Raw genomic sequence first — 16,787 nt, 5'->3', positions numbered from 1 at the left:
GGCGGCGGCGCTGACGGGTCACTGACCGGTGGCTGACCGGCTCTCCACGAGGTCCAGCGCCTCCAGCGGCGTGAGCGTGCGCAGCAACTTCGCGGTCTCGCCGTCGCCGCGCGACTCGGCGGTGGCGGCCAGGCCGTCGATCGCGGGCCGCGACAGTTGCTTGAACGTGCGCTGCGCCTCGCCCAGCGCGGTGGCGAAACGTCGCCACGCCGCGTCCGCGTCGCCGGCGGCCAGGTCGAGCCGGCCGAGCGCGAGGAGGATGCGGGTCCGGGTGTCCACGACGGCGTACCAGCCGTCCGGGCACTCCGACAGCGCCTGCTCCAGGTAGGCGCGCGCCGCCTCGGGCCGCCCGCGCCGCGCGGCCACCTCGCCCTGCCCGAGGTGCGCCCACGCCAGGGTGTCCGGCGCGCCGATCCTGCGGGCCTGCTCGGCGGCGCGCAGGTAGCCCGCCTCGGCCGCGTCCAGGTCACCGAGGCACAGGACGCTGTCGGTGCGGCGGCACAGGTTCTCGGCGGCGTCGGCGCTCGCGCCCAGCTCCTGCGACAGCGCCATCGCCTGGTCGGCGAGGGCGATCGCGCCCGGGTAGTCGCGCAGCTCGAAGCGCAGGTCCTGGAGCCCGCCCAGCGCCAGCATGCGGCCCCAGCGTTCGCCGATGGCGGTGAAGTCCGCCAGCGCCCGCTCGAACCGCTCAGCGGCCTCGTCAAGCTGGTCATAGGCGTGGTGGACGAAGGCGGTGCCCAGCCACGTCAGCGCCCGCGTCCACGGCGAGAGCTCTACTCCGGGCGGCGGCGCCACGTCCGCCGGCCGGTAGCCCGCCGGCGGTCCGGTGAACAACGGCATCAGCATCGTCAGGAACTCCACCCGGAACGGCAGCTGGAACTCCTTCACCCGGTCCGCGAGCAGCTCACGACGGCGCGCCAGGTCCGCGGTGGCGCGGCCGTCGGCCAGGGCGGTCAGCACGCACGTCGCGTACTCCTCCTCAAGACCGTCGGGCGGCGGCTCGCCCGTCTTGCCGAGCACCAGGTTGGCGAGCTGCGCGCTGACCACCCGGTGCCCGCGCATCCACCAGTAGCAGGCCATCCGGGAGATCAGCCGCAGCGCCAGCTCGATCTGTCCCGCCTCGGCCGCCCAGCGGATCGCCGCGTGCAGGTCGTCGCTCTCCTCGTCCAGGCGCGTCAGCCACGGCAACTGGTCGCGGGTACGCAGCCGGGCGTCGGCCTCGGTCGCCAGCTCCAGGTAGTAGGCGGCGTGCGCGGCCAGCGTGGCGTCCACCTCGTCCGCCTCGGCCAGCCGCTCGGCGCCGTAGGCGCGGATCGTCTCCAGCATGCGGAAGCGGCCGTCGACCAGCTCGACCAGCGACTTCTCCGCCAGCGAGGTCAGCACGTCCTCGGTGCCGGGGCCGCCGCCCGACACCAGCTCGGCCGCGTCCACCCGGCCGCCGCCCACGAACACCGTCAGCCTGCGCGCCAGCCGCTGCTCGCCGGCGTCGAGCAGATCCCAGCTCCAGTCGACGACCGCGCGCAGCGTCTGGTGTCTCGGCAACGCGGTACGGCTGCCGCGGGTCAGCAGCCGGAAGCGGTCGCCGAGCCGTTCGGCCACGTCGGCCAGCGTCAGCGTGCGCAGCCGGGCCGCCGCCAGCTCGATGGCCAGCGGCAGGCCGTCCAGCGCCCGGCAGATCCCCACGATCAGCTCCAGGTCGGCGCCCTCCAGGGCGAAGTCCTGGCGCACGGCGGCCGCCCGGTCGGCGAACAACCGCACCGCCGGATAGTCCAGCGGGTCCGGCACCCCGGGCGGCGGCAGCCGCAGCGGCGGCACGGGCACGAGCGACTCGCCGGTGATCGCGAGCGCCTCCCGGCTGGTGGCCAGCACCCGCAGCGCGGGACAGGCGGCCAGCAACTCGTCGGCCAGCTCCGCCGCCGCGGCCACCAGATGCTCGCAGTTGTCCAGGACGAGCAGCAGCTTCCTGTCGGCCAGCGCCGCCACCAGCCGCTCGCGGGGCGCGGGCGCCGGACGGCCGGGCCCGGCGACCGGCGCGTCCCTGATGCCCAGCGCCGCCAGCACCGCGCGCGCCAGGTCGGTGGCGTCGGCCACCGGGGCCAGCTCCACGAAGCAGACGTCGCCGGGGATGCGCTCGGCCGCCTCGGTGGCCAGCCGTGTCTTGCCCGCGCCGCCGGGGCCGATCAGCGTCACCAGCCTGGCCGAGTCCAGCAGGCCGCCCAGCCGCTCCAGGTCGTCGGCCCGGCCGATGAAGCTGGTCAACTGCGAGCGCAGGCCGAGCCTGGTCACGCCCTCGGCAGCGCCGCCCAGGGCCGGGTCGGCGCGCAGGACCGCCAGGTGCGCCGCGGTCATCTCGGCGCCGGGCTCCACGCCGAGCTCCTCGTCGAGGATGCGGCGGCCCTCCTCGTAGGCGGTCAGGGCCTCGGCCTGGCGGCCGCTGCCGTAGAGGGCGCGCATGAGCTGGGCGCGCAGCCGTTCGCGCAGCGGGTGCGCGGAGATGAGCTGGCGCAGCTCGGCGACCAGGTCGCGGTGGCGGCCGAGCGCAAGGTCGGCCTGGATACGGTCCTCGACGGCGGCCAGGCGCAGCTCCTCCAGCCGGGTGGCGGCCGCCTCGGCCAGCGGGGCGTCGCTCAGCGGGGCGCCGCGCCACAGGTCGAGGGCCTCGCGGAGCACGGCGGCCGCGCTGCGGGCGTCACCGGCGCCGAGCGCCTGCCTGCCGTCGGCGGCCAGCTTCTCGAACCGGTGCGCGTCCACCTGCGACGGGTCGGCCGCCAGGCGGTATCCGGCCGGATGGAACTCCACCAGGTCCTTGCCCAGCGCCCGGCGCAGCCGCGACACCTGCGACTGCAGGGCGTTGGAGATGCCTTCCGGGGGGCGGGTGCCGTAGAGGTCGTCGACGAGCTGCTCCGCGGGGACGATGCGCCCGGCCTGCAGCGCGAGCAGGACGAGCAGCGCCCGCACCCGCGGGCCGCCGAGCGCGACCTCCCGCCCGTCCTCGGCCCGGACCTTGGTCGGGCCTAGGATCTCGAAGCGCATGCCTCGATTATCGGGGTTGCGGGAGCATCGCGGCGATCTGGTCGTAGGTCGGCATCGCCCGCCCTTCGTCTCCCAGTACGGCCAGCATCCCGCGAAGCGACGCCCGATACAGCAGCGAACCCGTGCTGACCCGCGCCACCCCCGCCTCGGCCAGCGCCTCCATCGGCGGACCGTAGAGCACGTTGACCGGCCGGCTCGTGCTCCTGACGATCTCCGCGATCCGCGCCGGGTCGGTCAGGCCGGGGACGAAGACGCCGTCGGCCCGTTCGTACGCCTGGACCCGCTCGACGGCGTCGTCGCCGGTCTTGAGCCAGTGCGCGTCGGTGCGGGCGTTGACGAACACGCCGTGGCCGAGCGCCGCCTCGATGATCTCCTGGTGGTGGGCGATGGCCCTGAGCGTGCCGTCGGGCCGCCCGTCCTCCAGGTTGACGCCCGCGATCCCGGCCCGTCCCAGCTCGGCGACCAGCGTGGCCACCTCGGCGGGGTCGTCGCTGAACCCGCCCTCGATGTCCACGGTCACCAGCACGCCGAGCCCGGCCATGGCCTTGGCCAGCGCGATCGTCTCCTGCTTCGTGGCACCGGCGGCGTCCGGCTTGCCGTGCACCGCCGCGACCCCCAGGCTGGTCGTCCCGATCGCCGGGTACCCCTCGGCGGCCAGCGTGGCCGCCGACCCGTAGTCCCAGGCGTTCGGCAGCAACAAAGGCCGCCCCGGCACGTGCAGCCGCCCGAACACCTCGCCGGCCGTTTCGTTCGCGGTCATGAGCGGTTCCCTTCGAGGTAGCCGGCGGCGATGGCCAGCGCGTGGGCGGCGGCCGGGCAGGGCCGGACACCGTGGCCGAACGTGAGGTGCGGGGTGCGCCCGCGGGACGGGTCGAAGCGGTCCGGGTCGGGGAAGACGTCCGGGTCCCGGTTGGCGGCCACCAGATCGATCTCCACCCCGACCCGGCGGGTGCGCTTCAGCGGCGGGTCGTGGCGGAGCGTCTCGTGCAGCAGGTCCTCGATGGGCGTGACGCCGTCGTCGTGGGCCCGCGCGTTGGCGATGAGCGCCGCGGTGGAGGCGTGCGCCTGCAGCAACACGGTGATCATCGGGATGCCGAGCGGCAGCAGCTCCCTGACCGCGGCGTCGGCCTCGGGGCTCGTCTCCCCGCTGAGGTAGCCGCTCGCGGCCGCGGACACCGCCGCCACCTGGTCCACCCCGAAACTCCTGGCCGCCACCTCGTCGGCCGGTACGCCGGCCAGCGCCCTGGCCCGCACCCGCAGCTCGGCCGGATCGAACGAGGCCAGCAGCTCGACGACGGCCCGGCGGCGCTCGGCGTGCACAGGGCCGGAGGCGAAGCGCGACACCCGCGCCCGCAGCCACGCGAGCGTGCCGGGCTCGGCGTCCTGCGGGACCGGCGGCGGCACCACGCCGCTGTCTTCGAGTACGGCCGTGGCCTGCGTGTATCGGGTGATGAGCATGGTCCGAGCCTAGGTCCGATTCGCTTCGACGCCCGTCGAAGGGTCCCGGACGACAAACACCCCCATGACCAGGGGGAGAGGCGATCGCCTCCCCGTGGTCAAGGGGGTATTTGCGCTAGGCGGCCAGATGTTCCGTGCGCCCGGCGGCGGGACCCGGCCCGGCGTCCGGCGCGGGACCGGAGCCCGCCGTGTCGGACGCGATGTCTGGCGCGGCGCCCTGCGTGGGAATGGCGGCGGTGGACGGGTGGCGGTGTTCCCGGAGGGCGGCGATGGCCATCACGACCAGGAGCACGATCTCGGCCAGCACGAGCGCCCGCTCCAGCAGCCCGTAGTAGGCGCCGCCGTTGATCAGCGGGGACAGGAACGAGGCGGGGTGCGTCGCCAGGTAGACCACCAGCGTGATCGCCGAGGTCACCGCCAGGGCCCGCACCGCGTTCCAGCGGGGCAGCGCGCCGCGGGCGCGGGCCAGCATCCAGCCGGCCACCGGCAGTGTGGTGAAGACCACGGCCGCCGACCAGCGGTGGATCTCCCCGGTGATCGACTTGACCGCGACCCCCGCGGGGTCGGTGGGGAAGACGGCGCTGAGCATGAGGCCGGCGGCTCCGGCCAGCAGCAGGACCCGGGTCGCCGCGGTGCGCGCGGGCTCGCGCACGGCCAGGCCGTACGCGAGGAAGACGCAGGTGGCGGCGAGCCCGAGCATGCCGGTCACGACCGGCACCAGCCCGCCGGAGACCAGCGCGTAGTCACTGAGGAGAGGCTGCTCGGGCAGCGCGAGCTGGGCGTAACCCAGCGAGAACACAGCGACCAGCGCACCGGCGACGGCACCCCAGATCATCGCGCCACCTCATCATAGATCTGCTCGAACCGGGCAAGGGAGTTCTGGTGGTCGTGGGTGAGGGCGAGCTCGCGGCTGGCCTTGCCCATGCGCTCGCGCAGCGCCTCGTCGGTGAGCAGCGTCGTCAGGTTCTTGGCGAGCGCGATGACGTCGCGGGGCGGGAACAGGAAGCCGTTGTCGTCGACGAGGTGCGGCAGCGCCATCGCGTCGGCGACGACCACGGGCAGCCCGCTGGCCATGGCCTCCAGCGTCGCGATGCTCTGCAGCTCCGCGATGCTCGGCATGGCGAACGCGTCGGCGGCGGCGAAGGCCTGCGGCATCTGCTCGTCGGGCACGAACCCGAGCATGAACACCCGGTCGGCCACCCCGATCCGCTTGGCCAGCTGCTCCAGCACCTCGCGCTGGTTGCCGCGGCCGACGAAGGCGAGCTGCGCGTCGGTCTCGTTCAGCACGTACGGCAGCGCCCGCACCAGGTCGTCGAGCCGCTTCTCCTCGTCGAGGCGGCCCACGAACAGCACGGTGTTGCGGTCGGGCAGCCCGAACATCTTGCGCGCCCACTGCTTGGGCTCGGTGTGCGGGTGGAAGCGGGCCAGGTCGATGCCGCACGAGACCGGCTCGACCTGGCCGGTGAAGCCGGTGTCGGCCAGCAGCTTGGCGGCCAGCGGCGTGGGCGTGGTGACCCGCTGGGCGCGGTTGAAAATGCGGCGGAAGTCGCGCCAGGCGAGCTGCCCGGCCTTGGCCCGCAGCCGCGCGGGCACGTGCCCGAACTGGAAGAGGTTGTCGGGCATGAAGTGGTTGGTCGCCACGACCGGGACGCCGCGGCGGCGGGCGGCGTTGATGGCCGCCCGGCCGACCACGAAATGGCCCTGGGAGTGCAGCACGTCCGGGTCGATGGCCTCGACGAGCCGGTCGAGCCGGGTCGGGACCGTCACCCGCATGGTCGGGTGGACCAGCAGCGGCGCCGAGCGCAGCCGGTGCACGATGACCCCGTCGACCACGTCCGCCTTGGCCGGGCCCTCGTCCGACTGGCAGATCACGTGGACCTCGTTGCCGCGCTCCGCCAGGCCGGTGGCCAGGCGGTAGGTGAAGACCGCGGTGCCGTTCACGTCGGGGGGATACGTGTCGGTCGAGATCAGGATCCGGCGGGGACGGTCGGCGACGGGGTGAAGCTCGGGGGTGCGGGTCGGCAGGGGCATGGCCATGTCAGGCGGACCTTTCCAAGGGGGTGGTGCGGGCAAGTGCCACGGTTCCGACCGCGGTGAGCGCGGCGGCGGCGATGGGGGCAACGCCGGTGGGCAGAGGTTCACCGAGCAGCAGGGCGCCGAAGGCCACCGCGGTGAGCGGGTCGGCGATCTGCAGCGAGGCGAAGGAGACGCCGAAGTGGCCTACGGCGTAGGCGCGCTGCAGGAGCATCAGGGCGAGCAGCGCGGGGACGGGCAGAGCGAGCAGGTACCACCAGTTCCAGCCCTGTTCTCCGAAGGTGTCGGCGAGCACCCGCATGAGGGTGGCCGTCGCGCCGTAGAGAACTCCGGCACTGGTGGCGAGCAGGGCGGCCCGACCGGCGGGGGAGGCGATCCTGGAACCTGCCCAGAGCAGCACCGCGGCCACACCGGAGACGGCGAGCAAGATCGCCACCTCCTGGAGGCTCAGGTGCGAAGGGCCGGTTGATGGGGGAACCAGGAGAACCAGGCCGATCAGTCCGACCGCCACGACGGCGGCCGAGCCCAGCTCGGCGCGGGAGGGCCGGCGCCCGTGCAGCGCCGCCGCGAGCGGCAGCGCGAACAACAGGCTGGCCACGCCCATCGGCTGCACGATCGTCAGCGGGCCGAGACCCAGCGCGACGATGTGCAGGCCGCCGCCCGCGACGATGGAGGCCCCGCCGATGACCCACCGCGGCCGCCGGACGAGCGTACGCAGGCGGGTCTTGCCGGAGCCGAGTGCTTCGAACTGCTGAAGTGCCGCACCGAGCGCGAAGAACAGCGAGCCGATCAGGGCGATCGCCGCGGCCAGCACAGTCATGAAACGCTCCTCTCTAGTGGATAGTCGCCAAAAAGGGTCAAACGGACGTGTCTACAGGGAGTCGCTCCGCCGAATCCTGAGTAGCGGCTCGCTTCTTCCTGATGAAGCGGACCCCTTCGACGATCGCGGTGATCGACAATGCGATGCCGAGGCCGAGCAGGAGTCCCTTGATCGGGTCGTTCTCGAAGGCCATCCCGCCGAAGAAGCCGATCAGCGCGGAGTAGACGGCCCAGGAGGAGGTCGCGATCGCGTCGAAGAAGGTGAACGATCGCAGTGGGTGGCGCACCGCGCCCATGGTCAATGTCGTCGCCGTCCGCCCGCCCGGGATGTACCTGGCCACCACCAGCACCAGCCCGCCCCGCTCGGCCAGCGCGTTGCGCGCCCACACGAGGGCCTTGCGTTCGCGGAGCCGTCCGCCGAACTTGCGGCCGATGAGGTAGGAGATGTGGTCGCCGGCGAAGGCGCCCAGGGCGGCCACCACGATGACCAGCACCAGGTTGGTCTGCCCGGTCACCGCGAACACCCCGGCGGTGATCACCGAGGTTTCCGCCGGCACGATCGGGAAGAACCCGTCCAGCAGCGCGAGGGCGAACAGCGCGACATAAAGCCACGGCGAGGACATGACCTGTTGCAGCAGGTCGAGAATCGCGTGAGACATGTCGTGCACTCCGAATCTTCAGTGGGCCCATCCACCATCTCGGCGGAGGAGCCGCGAGGCATCGGGGGACAACCCCCTAAGGTCACGGGCAAACCCCTGAGACGTTCTCGGGGTCACACCACCACGAAGGTAAGAAGTCCGCAGTTCACGGCGCATCGGACGTTCGGTACGCACCACCCCCGACTTTCGTCAGGGTCGAGGTACGACCTCCGGCTGACACCATCGATCCTTCCTGGGTCCTCCCGGTGAGTCAGGAGTGCAGGTATCCGAATCAGAGGTGGGGTTAGCCCTACCTTCGTCGGGGTTCTCACACCACGTTCGGCAGGTCCGGGCGGTGCCCGGCGCCCACTACCGTCGAGGGCGTGAACCACCTCAGCCGATCCGGCCGCCAAGTCGCCTACGACGTGCTCGTCTGGCTGGCCCTGTCGGTGCTCGCCGCCGCCTCCGGGCCCGATCCGCTCGACGGCCTGGGGCCGTTCGTGGCCGTGACGGGCACCCGCGTCGTGCTGCTGGCGGCCGCCGTCGCCGTGGGGCGGGCCTGGCCGGTGGCCGCGGTCGTGCTCATCACGCTGGCCGCGCCCTGGGACCTGGAGATGGGCTTCGCCACGCTCGACCTCGGCTGGCTGCCGGGAGTCGGGGTCACGAAGGTCATCCCGATGACGCTGCTGTCACTGGGCCTTTTCTGGTACGCCTACCTGGCCGGGCGCCAGGTCGAGCGGCTGCGGCAGGCGGTGGCCGCGTTCGCCGGGATCGCGGGCGCCGCTAGCGTGCTGGTGCTGGCCGAGGGCGGGCGGGCCGAGCAGTGGATCGCCATGGTGACCGGGTTGCTGGGCACGTACGCGGTGCCGTACCTGATCGGGGGGCTGCGGAGCAGGCTGCGCACCCAGCGCGCGCGGGCGCAGGCGGCGGCCGAGTCGCAGGCGCGCCTGCGCGAGCGCACCAGGATCGCCCACGACATGCACGACTCCCTCGGCCACGACCTGGCGCTCATCGCGGTGCGCGCGGCGGGCCTGGAGCTGTCACCCGGGCTGACGCCCGCGCAGGTCAAGGCGGCGGGGGAGCTGCGCGTGGCCGCGGCGGACGCGACCGAGCGGCTGCGCCAGATCATCGGGCTGCTGCGCGAGCAGGGGGAGAGCGCGCCGCTCGACCCGGTGGGCGGGAGCGTGGCCGAGCTGGTCGAGCGGGCGCGCGCCTCGGGCATGGAGATCACGTTGCGGCTGGCCGGTGAGCCGCCGCTGGCGCACCGGGTGGTCCAGGAGGGGCTGACGAACGCGGCCAAGCACGCGCCGGGCGCGCTCGTGACGGTGACGGTCGGGGAACTGCGGGTCAGCGTCGTCAACGGGGCGCCCGGCGGGCGGGCGACCGCGATCGGCGGCGGCACCGGCCTGACGGCCCTGCGCGAGCGCGTACGGCTGGCGGGCGGCATCCTGACCGCCGGCCCTCGCGGCGACGGCTACGAGCTGACCGTGGAGCTCCCCCGCGCGGGGGAGGCGGATCCCCGCACAGCGGGATGAGCCGGGCGGCCCGCCGCAGCACGATCGGAGCATGACCAGTGAACGAGCCGGCATAGGCCGGATCACCGCCGCGATCGTCGCGATGGCCGCCATGCTCCCCTACCTCACCATCAAGCTGCTCTGGCTGGCGGGCAACCACGTCGGCGTCTCCGACCCGGCCCTCCTCGCCAATCCCGTCATGGTCGCCATGAACGCCATGACGTTCGGCATGGACCTGGTGGGGCTGGTGCTGGCGCTGTCGTTCACCATGCGGTGGGGGATGCGGCTGCCCGCCTGGCTCGTGCTTCTGCCCATGTGGGTCGGCATCGGCCTGCTCTCGGTGATCCTGGTGACCGCGCCGGTGGGCGTGCTGGTCGAGGGCCTGTCGGTCTTCCCCGCGGACGGGCCGATCGCGCCGTGGGTGTACATGGCGGTCTACGGCGGATTCATCGGCCAGGCGATCGGGCTGAGCACGGCCTTCGCCCTCTACGCCCGTGACCGCTGGCCACGGGCCTTCCGCGCGGTCCGCCCGGCGCCGACCGCGACGCTGCCGCTCCAGCGGATCATGGCCCGCGGCGCGCTGGCCGTGGCACTGCCGCTCGCCGGCATCAAGCTCTTCTGGGCCTTCGGCGGCACGCTCGGCCTGCCCCCGGAGATGGCGGCCGCCTCCGGCACCACCGCCTTCCTGCAGAACGGGCTGAAGGGCGCGCTCATCGCCGCCGCCGCGTTCGCACTGCTCGCCCTGGTCAAGGGGTACGGCGGGCGTACCCTGGCCATCGCCTGGGTGGGGTCGGGTTCGATGTTCGGCTGGGGCCTCTACGGCCTGATCGTCACGCTCAGCGCGGGCCCGCTGGCCGGGCCGGTGGCCACGCCGGTGCCGGACCTGGTGGAGCTGTTCGCGACGCTCACCGGCCTGGTGATGGCCGGCTGCGGCGCGATCGTGCTGGCCGAGCGGTCAGGCGTGGGCCACGTGCATGCGGCGCAGGACCCGCTTGAAGGCCAGGACGGAGAAGGCGATCGCCGAGCCGCTGATCAGCGCGACCACGCCGGTGCGGACCAGCATGTAGCCCTGGAGCTGTGACTCGTTGAGCGCCAGCCAGATGCTCACCGTCGAGTTGGCCAGCAGCACGAAGCCCCACAGCAGCGTGATCCTGGCGAAGAACCTGCGCATCCGGGCGTGCTTGAGCACCACGGATGGCAGCGGGACGAAGTCGAGGGTGAGCTTCTGCACGAGCGGCTTGTTCAGCCGGACCGAGGCCAGGAAGACCACGCTGATGCAGATGGTGCCGAGCTCCGGCTGGATGGCCCAGTAGTGCCAGTCGCCGGTCCAGAAGGAGACCGCCGTCCTGAACGACAGCGCCAGCGCCGCCATCCACATCGTGGCCGGGACCTTGGCCCGCCGCGCCAGCCGCCAGATCAGCCCGCCGAACAACCACGCCAGGCCCGCGAACAACGCGCCCTGGGTGCCCAGCAGCCACACGCTGGCATACACGATGACCAGCGGCGCCACGACCGCCTCCAGCAGCTTCGGCACCGCGTCGCGGGCGAGCGTGGTCAGGCGAGGCAAGGTGATCGGAGGGTGGTTCAAGGCTGCTCCGCAGGTAGGCCGAGACCCTACGACTACCCGGGCAGCGGGGAACCGGGCTTGCCGAACGGATCGGTCGGTGTAACGGCACGGACACCTCGGCACGCCGGGCAGCGCGCCGGTGGCCAACCGTACCTGACCCGCCTGAGTGCGACTGCCTCTTTTGCCACGTTCCACGCGAAGGCTACATACGCCTCACCCGGCCGATAGGCCGACCTCACCCCAGCGATGTAGTGGCCAGCTTGGCCCCGAACCCCAGGAACAACGCCCCCACGCCGCTCGTCAGCCCGGCCGACAACTTGCGCCGCGTACGGAACTGCCCGGCCAGGAAGGTCCCGCTGAAGATCAGCATGGTCAGGTAGAGGACGCTGAACAACTGGACGATCGCGCCCAGGATGAGGAACGAGAACGCCGGGGCGGCGTACCCGGGGTCCACGAACTGGATGAAGAACGAGACGAAGAACAGGATCGCCTTCGGGTTCAGCAGGCTGACCACCAGGGCCTTGCGGAACGGGTTGACGCGGTCGACCGGCTCGGCGGTTTGGGCGATCTCGGTTTGCGGGGCGCGCCAGGCCCGCCAGGCGCCGCGCAGCATCTGGAAGCCGATCCAGGCCAGGTAGCCGGCTCCGGCGTACTTCACGATCGTGAACAGGACCGGGTTCGACTTCAGGAGCGAGGCGGCGCCGGCGGCGGCCAGCAGCATGAGGACCGAGTCGCCGACGAACACGCCGGCGGCGGCGCGGTAGCCCTGCTTCACGCCGCGTTGCGCGGCCAGGCTGAGGACGTAGAGGGAGTTCGGTCCTGGCAACAGGATGATGAAGAACGCACCGGCCACGAAGGTCCAGAGGTCAGTGATGCCGAAGTACATTGCTGAGCTCCTGAAAGACGGGATGTTTCAGGATAGGGGGATGTTGTCGAGAAGGAAGCGGGTCCTGACCTCTACCGGAGCCTTCGGCAGCGTCACCAGCTCGTAGCCGTAGTCCTCGTAGGCCCCGGTCACCGCCGTGTAGGTGCGTTCCGCCTCCTCCACCGACTGCTTGCGCTCGGCGTCGTTGCGGAAGATCTCCGGCCACGGCGGGGCGGCGAAGACGCGCCGGTGGTAGCGGTGGCGCAGCGCCGCCCGGTGCACGTGGTCCGGCACCGGGCGGCCCTCCAGCCGCAGGTAGCCGATCACGTCCACGACGCCGCGGTCGAAGAAGACCGGGCCGGGCCCCTGGGCGGCGGCGGCCCGGTGCGAGCGCAGCTCCCAGGAGAGCATCAGCTCGGCGAACAGGTCCTTGTCCGCCCAGGGCAGCGCCCGCCCGCCGATCGCGCTCTGGTCCTGGATGATCGCCCGGCCCGCTTCCTCGGTCCTGGAATACCCGAGCATCTCCAGCCGGTCGATCAGGGTGCTCTTGCCGGAGCCGGGCCCGCCGGTCAGGACGATGAACCGGTCAAGGCCGGTACCAGATCCCTCCATTGGCCCGATCGTAACCGAGCGTCCGGTACGCGGCGTCGGTCAGCGCCTGGCCCCGGGGGTTGATGCCCAGGCCGCTGCCCTGCTTGTTCATGGAGTAGCCGAAGGCCAGCCGGGCCCCCGGGTCGCAGAAGCCGACCGAGCCGCCCATGCCCGCGTGGCCGAACGCGTACTCCGACATCAGCGCGCCCTCGCTGTCGGCCGCCGGCAGGTGCCGGTTGTCGGTCGACTTCATGAACCCCGCCGACCAGCGCGTCGGCACCCCGAGGACCGCGTCCATGCCCGCCGACTCGGTCCTGGCCATGATCGACCGCTGCTCGGCCGGGACCAGCTCGCCGAGCGACAGCGGCCGGTACATGCCGGCCAGCCCGCGCGCGTTGGTGATCGCGCCGACCGAGCCGTACTCGCCGGCGTGCGACTCCCGGGTGTCGGAGGAGGTCATGAAGCCGCCGTCGTTGCCCAGCAGCAGCGCCGGCATGGACGACGGGTCGGAGAACGCCTTGACGTAGAACGACGGCAACTCGGCCGGGACGTCGGCCGGGATCGTCGGCGCCACCCGGCCCTCCTGCTCCTCCGGCAGACCCAGCCAGAACTCCAGCCCGAGCGGCTCCGCCACCTCCTCGCGGAAGAACGTGCCCAGCGAGCGCCCGCTGATCCGCCTGATGATCTCGCCGACGAGGAAGCCGAAGGTCAGCGCGTGGTAGCCGTGCCGGGTCCCCGGCTCCCAGAACGGCTCCGCCACGGCCAGCCGCTCGGCCATCAGCTTCCAGTCGAGGAACGCGTCCGCGGGCAGCGGCTCGCGCAGCACCGGCAGGCCGGCCTGGTGGGCGAGCACGTGCCTGACGAGGGTGGCGCCCTTGCCGGCGGCGCCGTACTCCGGCCAGTAGCGGATGACCGGGGCGTCGAGATCGAGCTCGCCGCGGGCGGCGAGCAGGTGGGCGCACAGCGCGGTGGCCCCCTTGGTGCACGACCAGACGTGGCCGATGGTGTCGTGGAGCCAGGGCGTCCCCGGAGCGGCCTCGCCGCCCCACAGGTCGACGACGACCTCGCCGTCGACCATCACGCAGACCGACGCGCCGATCTCGCCGCGCTCGGCGATGTTGCGCTCGAACTCCTCCCGGACCAGGGAGAACCGGGGATCGCAGGTGCCTTGTACCGTCATTCCCTGACTTGACCACCGAAGCGGTCTCGCGTCTACACCCTGTCGTACGCCGTCCGCGCCTGATCGATCTCGTCCAGGTGCTGGTGGGCCCAGCCGACCAGCGCGCCCACGATCTCCCGCAGCGTGCAGCCCAGCGGCGTCAGGTCGTAGTCCACGTGGGGCGGGATGACCGGGTGGACCGTCCGGCTGACCAGCCCGTCGCGCTCCAGGCCGCGCAGGGTGACGGTGAGCATGCGCTGGCTGATGCCCGGGATGGCCCGGCGCAGCTCGGTGAAGCGGTGGGTGCCGGTGCTGAGGTTGTAGAGCACGACCATGGACCACTTGTCGCCCACGCGGTCGAGCACCTCGCGGGCGCGGCAGTTGGCCTCGGTCTCCGTCAGGTACTCCACGGTTCTCTCCAGGTAACTAACGCAGGAAAAAGTGCGATCTAGGCGTCTACCACGACGGTAATCCATCATTGCCTTAGTTACTAGAAGGAACCATGAAGGAGTGTCCCGATGTCCCGAGACCACGCCATGGTCCGCGAGCTGATCGCCGTCCACGACGGTCTGCGCCGGGAACTGAAGGAGTTGCGCGGCGCGAGCGAGATCACCGGTGATCTGCGGGTGCGCTGCATGTACTACTGCCACCACGTCGAGATGCACCACACGGTGGAGAGCCACTACCTGTTCACCACGCTGCGGGCCCGCTTCCCCGAGTCCGCCGAGGTCATCGACCGGCTTGAGCGCGAGCACGGCAAGGTCGCCGAGATCCTCGCCGCCATCGAGCGGGCCGCCGACTTCCGCGAGGACCTGGAACGGCTGGCCGAGGAACTCCTGGCTCATCTCGACTATGAGGAGGAGCAACTGGCTCCCCTTTTGTCACGGCTGTAGAGGCGCTTGTCAATTTGGGCCTTGTTCCGAACAGACGTCGGATCTATTCTCCGTTTGCTCGTTAGTTAAGTTTCCTAATGAACGAGTAGGAGTGGACCCCCCCATGCATCGTTCCACGCGGCTGATCACTCTGGCCGCCGTCTGTCTGGCCCTCTTACCCGCACTGCCCGCCGAAGCCGCGCCCACCCGGCTCGAGGCGGAGAACGCCACGATCTCGCAGGGTGCCGTCGAGTCCAACCACCCCGGCTTCTCCGGCACCGGCTTCGTCAACGGCGACAACGTGGCGGGGCCGTACGTGGAGTGGACGTTCAACGCCCCCGCAGCCGGCACCGCCACCCTGGCGCTCCGCTACGCCAACGGCACCACCGCCAACCGCCCCAGTGACATCTCCGTCAACGGCGCCCTGATCGCCGACGACCGCGCCTTCAACCCCACCGGCGCCTGGAGCACCTGGGCCACCGCCACGCTGACCGCACCGGTCGTGGCCGGCGCGAACACGATCAGAGCCACGGCCTCCGCCACCGGCGGCAACCCGAACTGGGACTATCTGGACGCCGAGGTCGCCGCCACGCCCGGCAACGACCACCAGGCCGAGGACGCCACGATCACCCAGGGCGTGGTGGAGTCCAACCACGCCGGGTTCACCGGCACCGGCTTCGTCAACTACGACAACGTCACCGGTTCCGCCGTCGAGTTCACCGTGAACGCGGCCGCCGCCGGCAACGCCACCCTGACCTTCCGCTACGCCAACGGCACCACCGTCAACCGCCCGATGTCCATCAGCGTCAACGGCAGCGCCCAGACCAAGGACTTCCCCGGCACCGGCGCGTGGAGCACCTGGCAGGAGGTCCAGGTGAACGCCGCCCTGAACGCGGGCGCCAACACCGTCAGGGCCAGCTCGACCACCGCCAACGGCGGCCCCAACCTCGACCGCCTCAGCGTCGGCGTCACCGGACCGCCCGACACCGAGAAGCCCACCGTCCCCGGCAACCCGCGCTCGACCGGGACCACGTCCAGCTCGATCTCGCTGGCCTGGAACGCCGCCACGGACAACAGCGGCACGATCAAGGACTACCGGGTACGTGAGGGTGACACCGTCGTCGCCACCGTCACCGGCACCACGGCCACCGTGACCGGCCTGGCCGGCTCCTCCACGCACACCTACACCGTGACCGCGCGCGACCCGTCCGACAACGAGTCCGACCGCAGCGCCGCCGTCACCGCCACCACCCAGCCGCCCACCAGCGGCGGCACCCCGGTTGATGCCAACGGCCAGCTGCGCGTGTGCGGGATCAAGCTCTGCAACGAGAACGGCAAGCAGATCCAGCTGCGCGGCATGAGCAGCCACGGCATCCAGTGGCACTACGACTGCCTCAACACCGCCTCGCTCAATGCCCTGGCCGACGACTGGAAGTCGGACGTCCTGCGCATCTCCATGTACATCCAGGAGGGCGGCTACGACACCAACCCCCGGGCGTTCACCGACCGGGTGCACAACCTGATCGAGCAGGCCACCTCCCGCGGCATGTACGCCATCGTCGACTGGCACATGCTCAACCCCGGTGACCCATTCGCCCAGAACAACCTCAACAAGGCCAAGACGTTCTTCACCGAGATCGCCCAGCGCCACAACAACAAGAAGAACCTGCTCTACGAGGTCATGAACGAGCCCAGCGGCGTCGCCTGGTCGCGCATCCGCGACTACGCCCACCAGATCATCCCGGTGATCAGGGCCAACGACCCCGAGAGCACGATCCTGGTCGGCACCCGAGCCTGGTCCTCGCTCGGCGTCTCCGAGAGCTCCGACGAGACCGAGATCATCAACAACCCGGTCAACGCGACCAACATCATGTACACGTTCCACTTCTACGCCGCCTCGCACGGCACCAACTACCTCAACACCCTGTCCCGCGCGGCCGACCGCCTGCCGATGTTCGTCACCGAGTTCGGCACGCAGACGTCATCGGGCGGCGGCGGCAACAACTTCAGCAGGTCGCAGCAGTACATCGACCTGATGGCACAGAAGAAGATCAGCTGGGTCAACTGGAACTTCTCCGACGACCCCCTCTCCGGCGCCGTCTTCACCGAGGGCACCTGCCCTGGCGGCCCGTTCACCGGCACCAGCCGGCTGAAGGAGGCGGGACGGTGGATCCGCGACCAGGTCCGCCTGCCTGACGACTTCTAACCCCCCGACCCGGGCGCCGTGCGCGTGGGGA

General features: G+C 71.7%; 15 protein-coding genes. 3 read left to right on the top strand and 12 right to left on the bottom strand.

The features are described from left to right. Positions 1-18 precede the first annotated feature (18 nt). The 7 genes from HNR40_RS25310 to HNR40_RS25280 form a co-directional block, all read right to left on the bottom strand. Positions 19-3,033, bottom strand: a complete 3,015-nt coding sequence (locus HNR40_RS25310; protein ID WP_246509474.1) for an AfsR/SARP family transcriptional regulator — start codon at positions 3,031-3,033, stop codon at positions 19-21. Between the two features lie 7 nt (positions 3,034-3,040). Beyond that, positions 3,041-3,793 (bottom strand): isocitrate lyase/PEP mutase family protein, encoded by a 753-nt coding sequence (locus HNR40_RS25305; RefSeq protein ID WP_184965485.1) that lies wholly within the window; start codon positions 3,791-3,793, stop codon positions 3,041-3,043. Beyond that, a complete protein-coding gene (locus tag HNR40_RS25300; RefSeq protein ID WP_184965483.1) occupies positions 3,790-4,491 on the bottom strand; it encodes a cytochrome P450 family protein in 702 nt (233 codons plus the stop codon). The genes HNR40_RS25305 and HNR40_RS25300 overlap by 4 nt, the downstream gene beginning before the upstream one ends. Positions 4,492-4,606: 115 nt before the next feature. Continuing rightward, positions 4,607-5,326, bottom strand: a complete 720-nt coding sequence (locus HNR40_RS25295) for a DUF998 domain-containing protein (RefSeq protein ID WP_184965481.1) — start codon at positions 5,324-5,326, stop codon at positions 4,607-4,609. Continuing rightward, a complete protein-coding gene (locus tag HNR40_RS25290; RefSeq protein WP_184965479.1) occupies positions 5,323-6,528 on the bottom strand; it encodes a glycosyltransferase in 1,206 nt (401 codons plus the stop codon). The genes HNR40_RS25295 and HNR40_RS25290 overlap by 4 nt, the downstream gene beginning before the upstream one ends. 1 nt (position 6,529) lies before the next feature. Beyond that, positions 6,530-7,345 carry a DMT family transporter gene (locus tag HNR40_RS25285; RefSeq protein WP_184965477.1) on the bottom strand — a complete coding sequence of 272 codons (816 nt, stop codon included), beginning with the start codon at positions 7,343-7,345 and terminating at the stop codon, positions 6,530-6,532. Positions 7,346-7,382: 37 nt separating this feature from the next. Further along, entirely contained in the window at positions 7,383-8,003 is a 621-nt protein-coding gene (locus HNR40_RS25280; RefSeq protein ID WP_184965475.1) for a DedA family protein, read from the bottom strand. A gap of 362 nt (positions 8,004-8,365) precedes the next feature. Here HNR40_RS25280 and HNR40_RS57360 point away from each other — a divergent pair, with 362 nt between their 5' ends. Then, positions 8,366-9,517 carry a sensor histidine kinase gene (locus tag HNR40_RS57360; protein WP_184965473.1) on the top strand — a complete coding sequence of 384 codons (1,152 nt, stop codon included), beginning with the start codon at positions 8,366-8,368 and terminating at the stop codon, positions 9,515-9,517. A 934-nt stretch (positions 9,518-10,451) separates the two neighbouring features. On the opposite strand, the gene HNR40_RS25270 is transcribed toward HNR40_RS57360, so the two are convergent. The 5 genes from HNR40_RS25270 to HNR40_RS25250 form a co-directional block, all read right to left on the bottom strand. Then, positions 10,452-11,084, bottom strand: coding sequence for a VC0807 family protein (locus HNR40_RS25270; protein ID WP_221340817.1), 633 nt, complete (start codon positions 11,082-11,084; stop codon positions 10,452-10,454). A 214-nt stretch (positions 11,085-11,298) separates the two neighbouring features. Further along, complete coding sequence (gene leuE, locus HNR40_RS25265) at positions 11,299-11,949, bottom strand: leucine efflux protein LeuE (protein ID WP_184965471.1); 651 nt, start codon at positions 11,947-11,949, stop codon at positions 11,299-11,301. A gap of 27 nt (positions 11,950-11,976) precedes the next feature. Then, entirely contained in the window at positions 11,977-12,540 is a 564-nt protein-coding gene (locus HNR40_RS25260; RefSeq protein WP_184965469.1) for an AAA family ATPase, read from the bottom strand. Next, complete coding sequence (locus tag HNR40_RS25255; protein WP_184965467.1) at positions 12,515-13,699, bottom strand: serine hydrolase domain-containing protein; 1,185 nt, start codon at positions 13,697-13,699, stop codon at positions 12,515-12,517. Before HNR40_RS25255 ends, HNR40_RS25260 begins: the two co-directional genes overlap by 26 nt. A gap of 32 nt (positions 13,700-13,731) precedes the next feature. Next, positions 13,732-14,088 carry a winged helix-turn-helix transcriptional regulator gene (locus HNR40_RS25250; protein ID WP_312896502.1) on the bottom strand — a complete coding sequence of 119 codons (357 nt, stop codon included), beginning with the start codon at positions 14,086-14,088 and terminating at the stop codon, positions 13,732-13,734. A 108-nt stretch (positions 14,089-14,196) separates the two neighbouring features. Here HNR40_RS25250 and HNR40_RS25245 point away from each other — a divergent pair, with 108 nt between their 5' ends. Continuing rightward, the gene (locus tag HNR40_RS25245; protein WP_184965462.1) at positions 14,197-14,571 is read left to right on the top strand and encodes a hemerythrin domain-containing protein; all 375 of its coding nucleotides are present in this window, start codon (positions 14,197-14,199) and stop codon (positions 14,569-14,571) included. A gap of 103 nt (positions 14,572-14,674) precedes the next feature. After that, a complete protein-coding gene (locus HNR40_RS57355; protein WP_221340816.1) occupies positions 14,675-16,756 on the top strand; it encodes a cellulase family glycosylhydrolase in 2,082 nt (693 codons plus the stop codon). Positions 16,757-16,787: the final 31 nt, after the last annotated feature.

It is taken from the genome of Nonomuraea endophytica (assembly GCF_014203235.1).
Classification (GTDB): domain Bacteria; phylum Actinomycetota; class Actinomycetes; order Streptosporangiales; family Streptosporangiaceae; genus Nonomuraea; species Nonomuraea endophytica.
This window is presented reverse-complemented; position numbering and strand designations above follow the sequence as displayed.

Bases quoted from the DNA above. Each gene is read 5' to 3' on its own strand.
- HNR40_RS25280 (WP_184965475.1), bottom strand. From the start codon at position 8,003: ATGTCTCACGCGATTCTCGACCTGCTGCAACAGGTCATGTCCTCGCCG.
- HNR40_RS25290 (WP_184965479.1), bottom strand. From the start codon at position 6,528: ATGGCCATGCCCCTGCCGACCCGCACCCCCGAGCTTCACCCCGTCGCC.
- HNR40_RS25295 (WP_184965481.1), bottom strand. From the start codon at position 5,326: ATGATCTGGGGTGCCGTCGCCGGTGCGCTGGTCGCTGTGTTCTCGCTG.
- HNR40_RS25310 (WP_246509474.1), bottom strand. From the start codon at position 3,033: ATGCGCTTCGAGATCCTAGGCCCGACCAAGGTCCGGGCCGAGGACGGG.
- leuE (WP_184965471.1), bottom strand. From the start codon at position 11,949: ATGTACTTCGGCATCACTGACCTCTGGACCTTCGTGGCCGGTGCGTTC.
- HNR40_RS57355 (WP_221340816.1), top strand. From the start codon at position 14,675: ATGCATCGTTCCACGCGGCTGATCACTCTGGCCGCCGTCTGTCTGGCC.
- HNR40_RS25260 (WP_184965469.1), bottom strand. From the start codon at position 12,540: ATGGAGGGATCTGGTACCGGCCTTGACCGGTTCATCGTCCTGACCGGC.
- HNR40_RS25305 (WP_184965485.1), bottom strand. From the start codon at position 3,793: ATGACCGCGAACGAAACGGCCGGCGAGGTGTTCGGGCGGCTGCACGTG.
- HNR40_RS25285 (WP_184965477.1), bottom strand. From the start codon at position 7,345: ATGACTGTGCTGGCCGCGGCGATCGCCCTGATCGGCTCGCTGTTCTTC.
- HNR40_RS25300 (WP_184965483.1), bottom strand. From the start codon at position 4,491: ATGCTCATCACCCGATACACGCAGGCCACGGCCGTACTCGAAGACAGC.
- HNR40_RS25255 (WP_184965467.1), bottom strand. From the start codon at position 13,699: ATGACGGTACAAGGCACCTGCGATCCCCGGTTCTCCCTGGTCCGGGAG.
- HNR40_RS25245 (WP_184965462.1), top strand. From the start codon at position 14,197: ATGTCCCGAGACCACGCCATGGTCCGCGAGCTGATCGCCGTCCACGAC.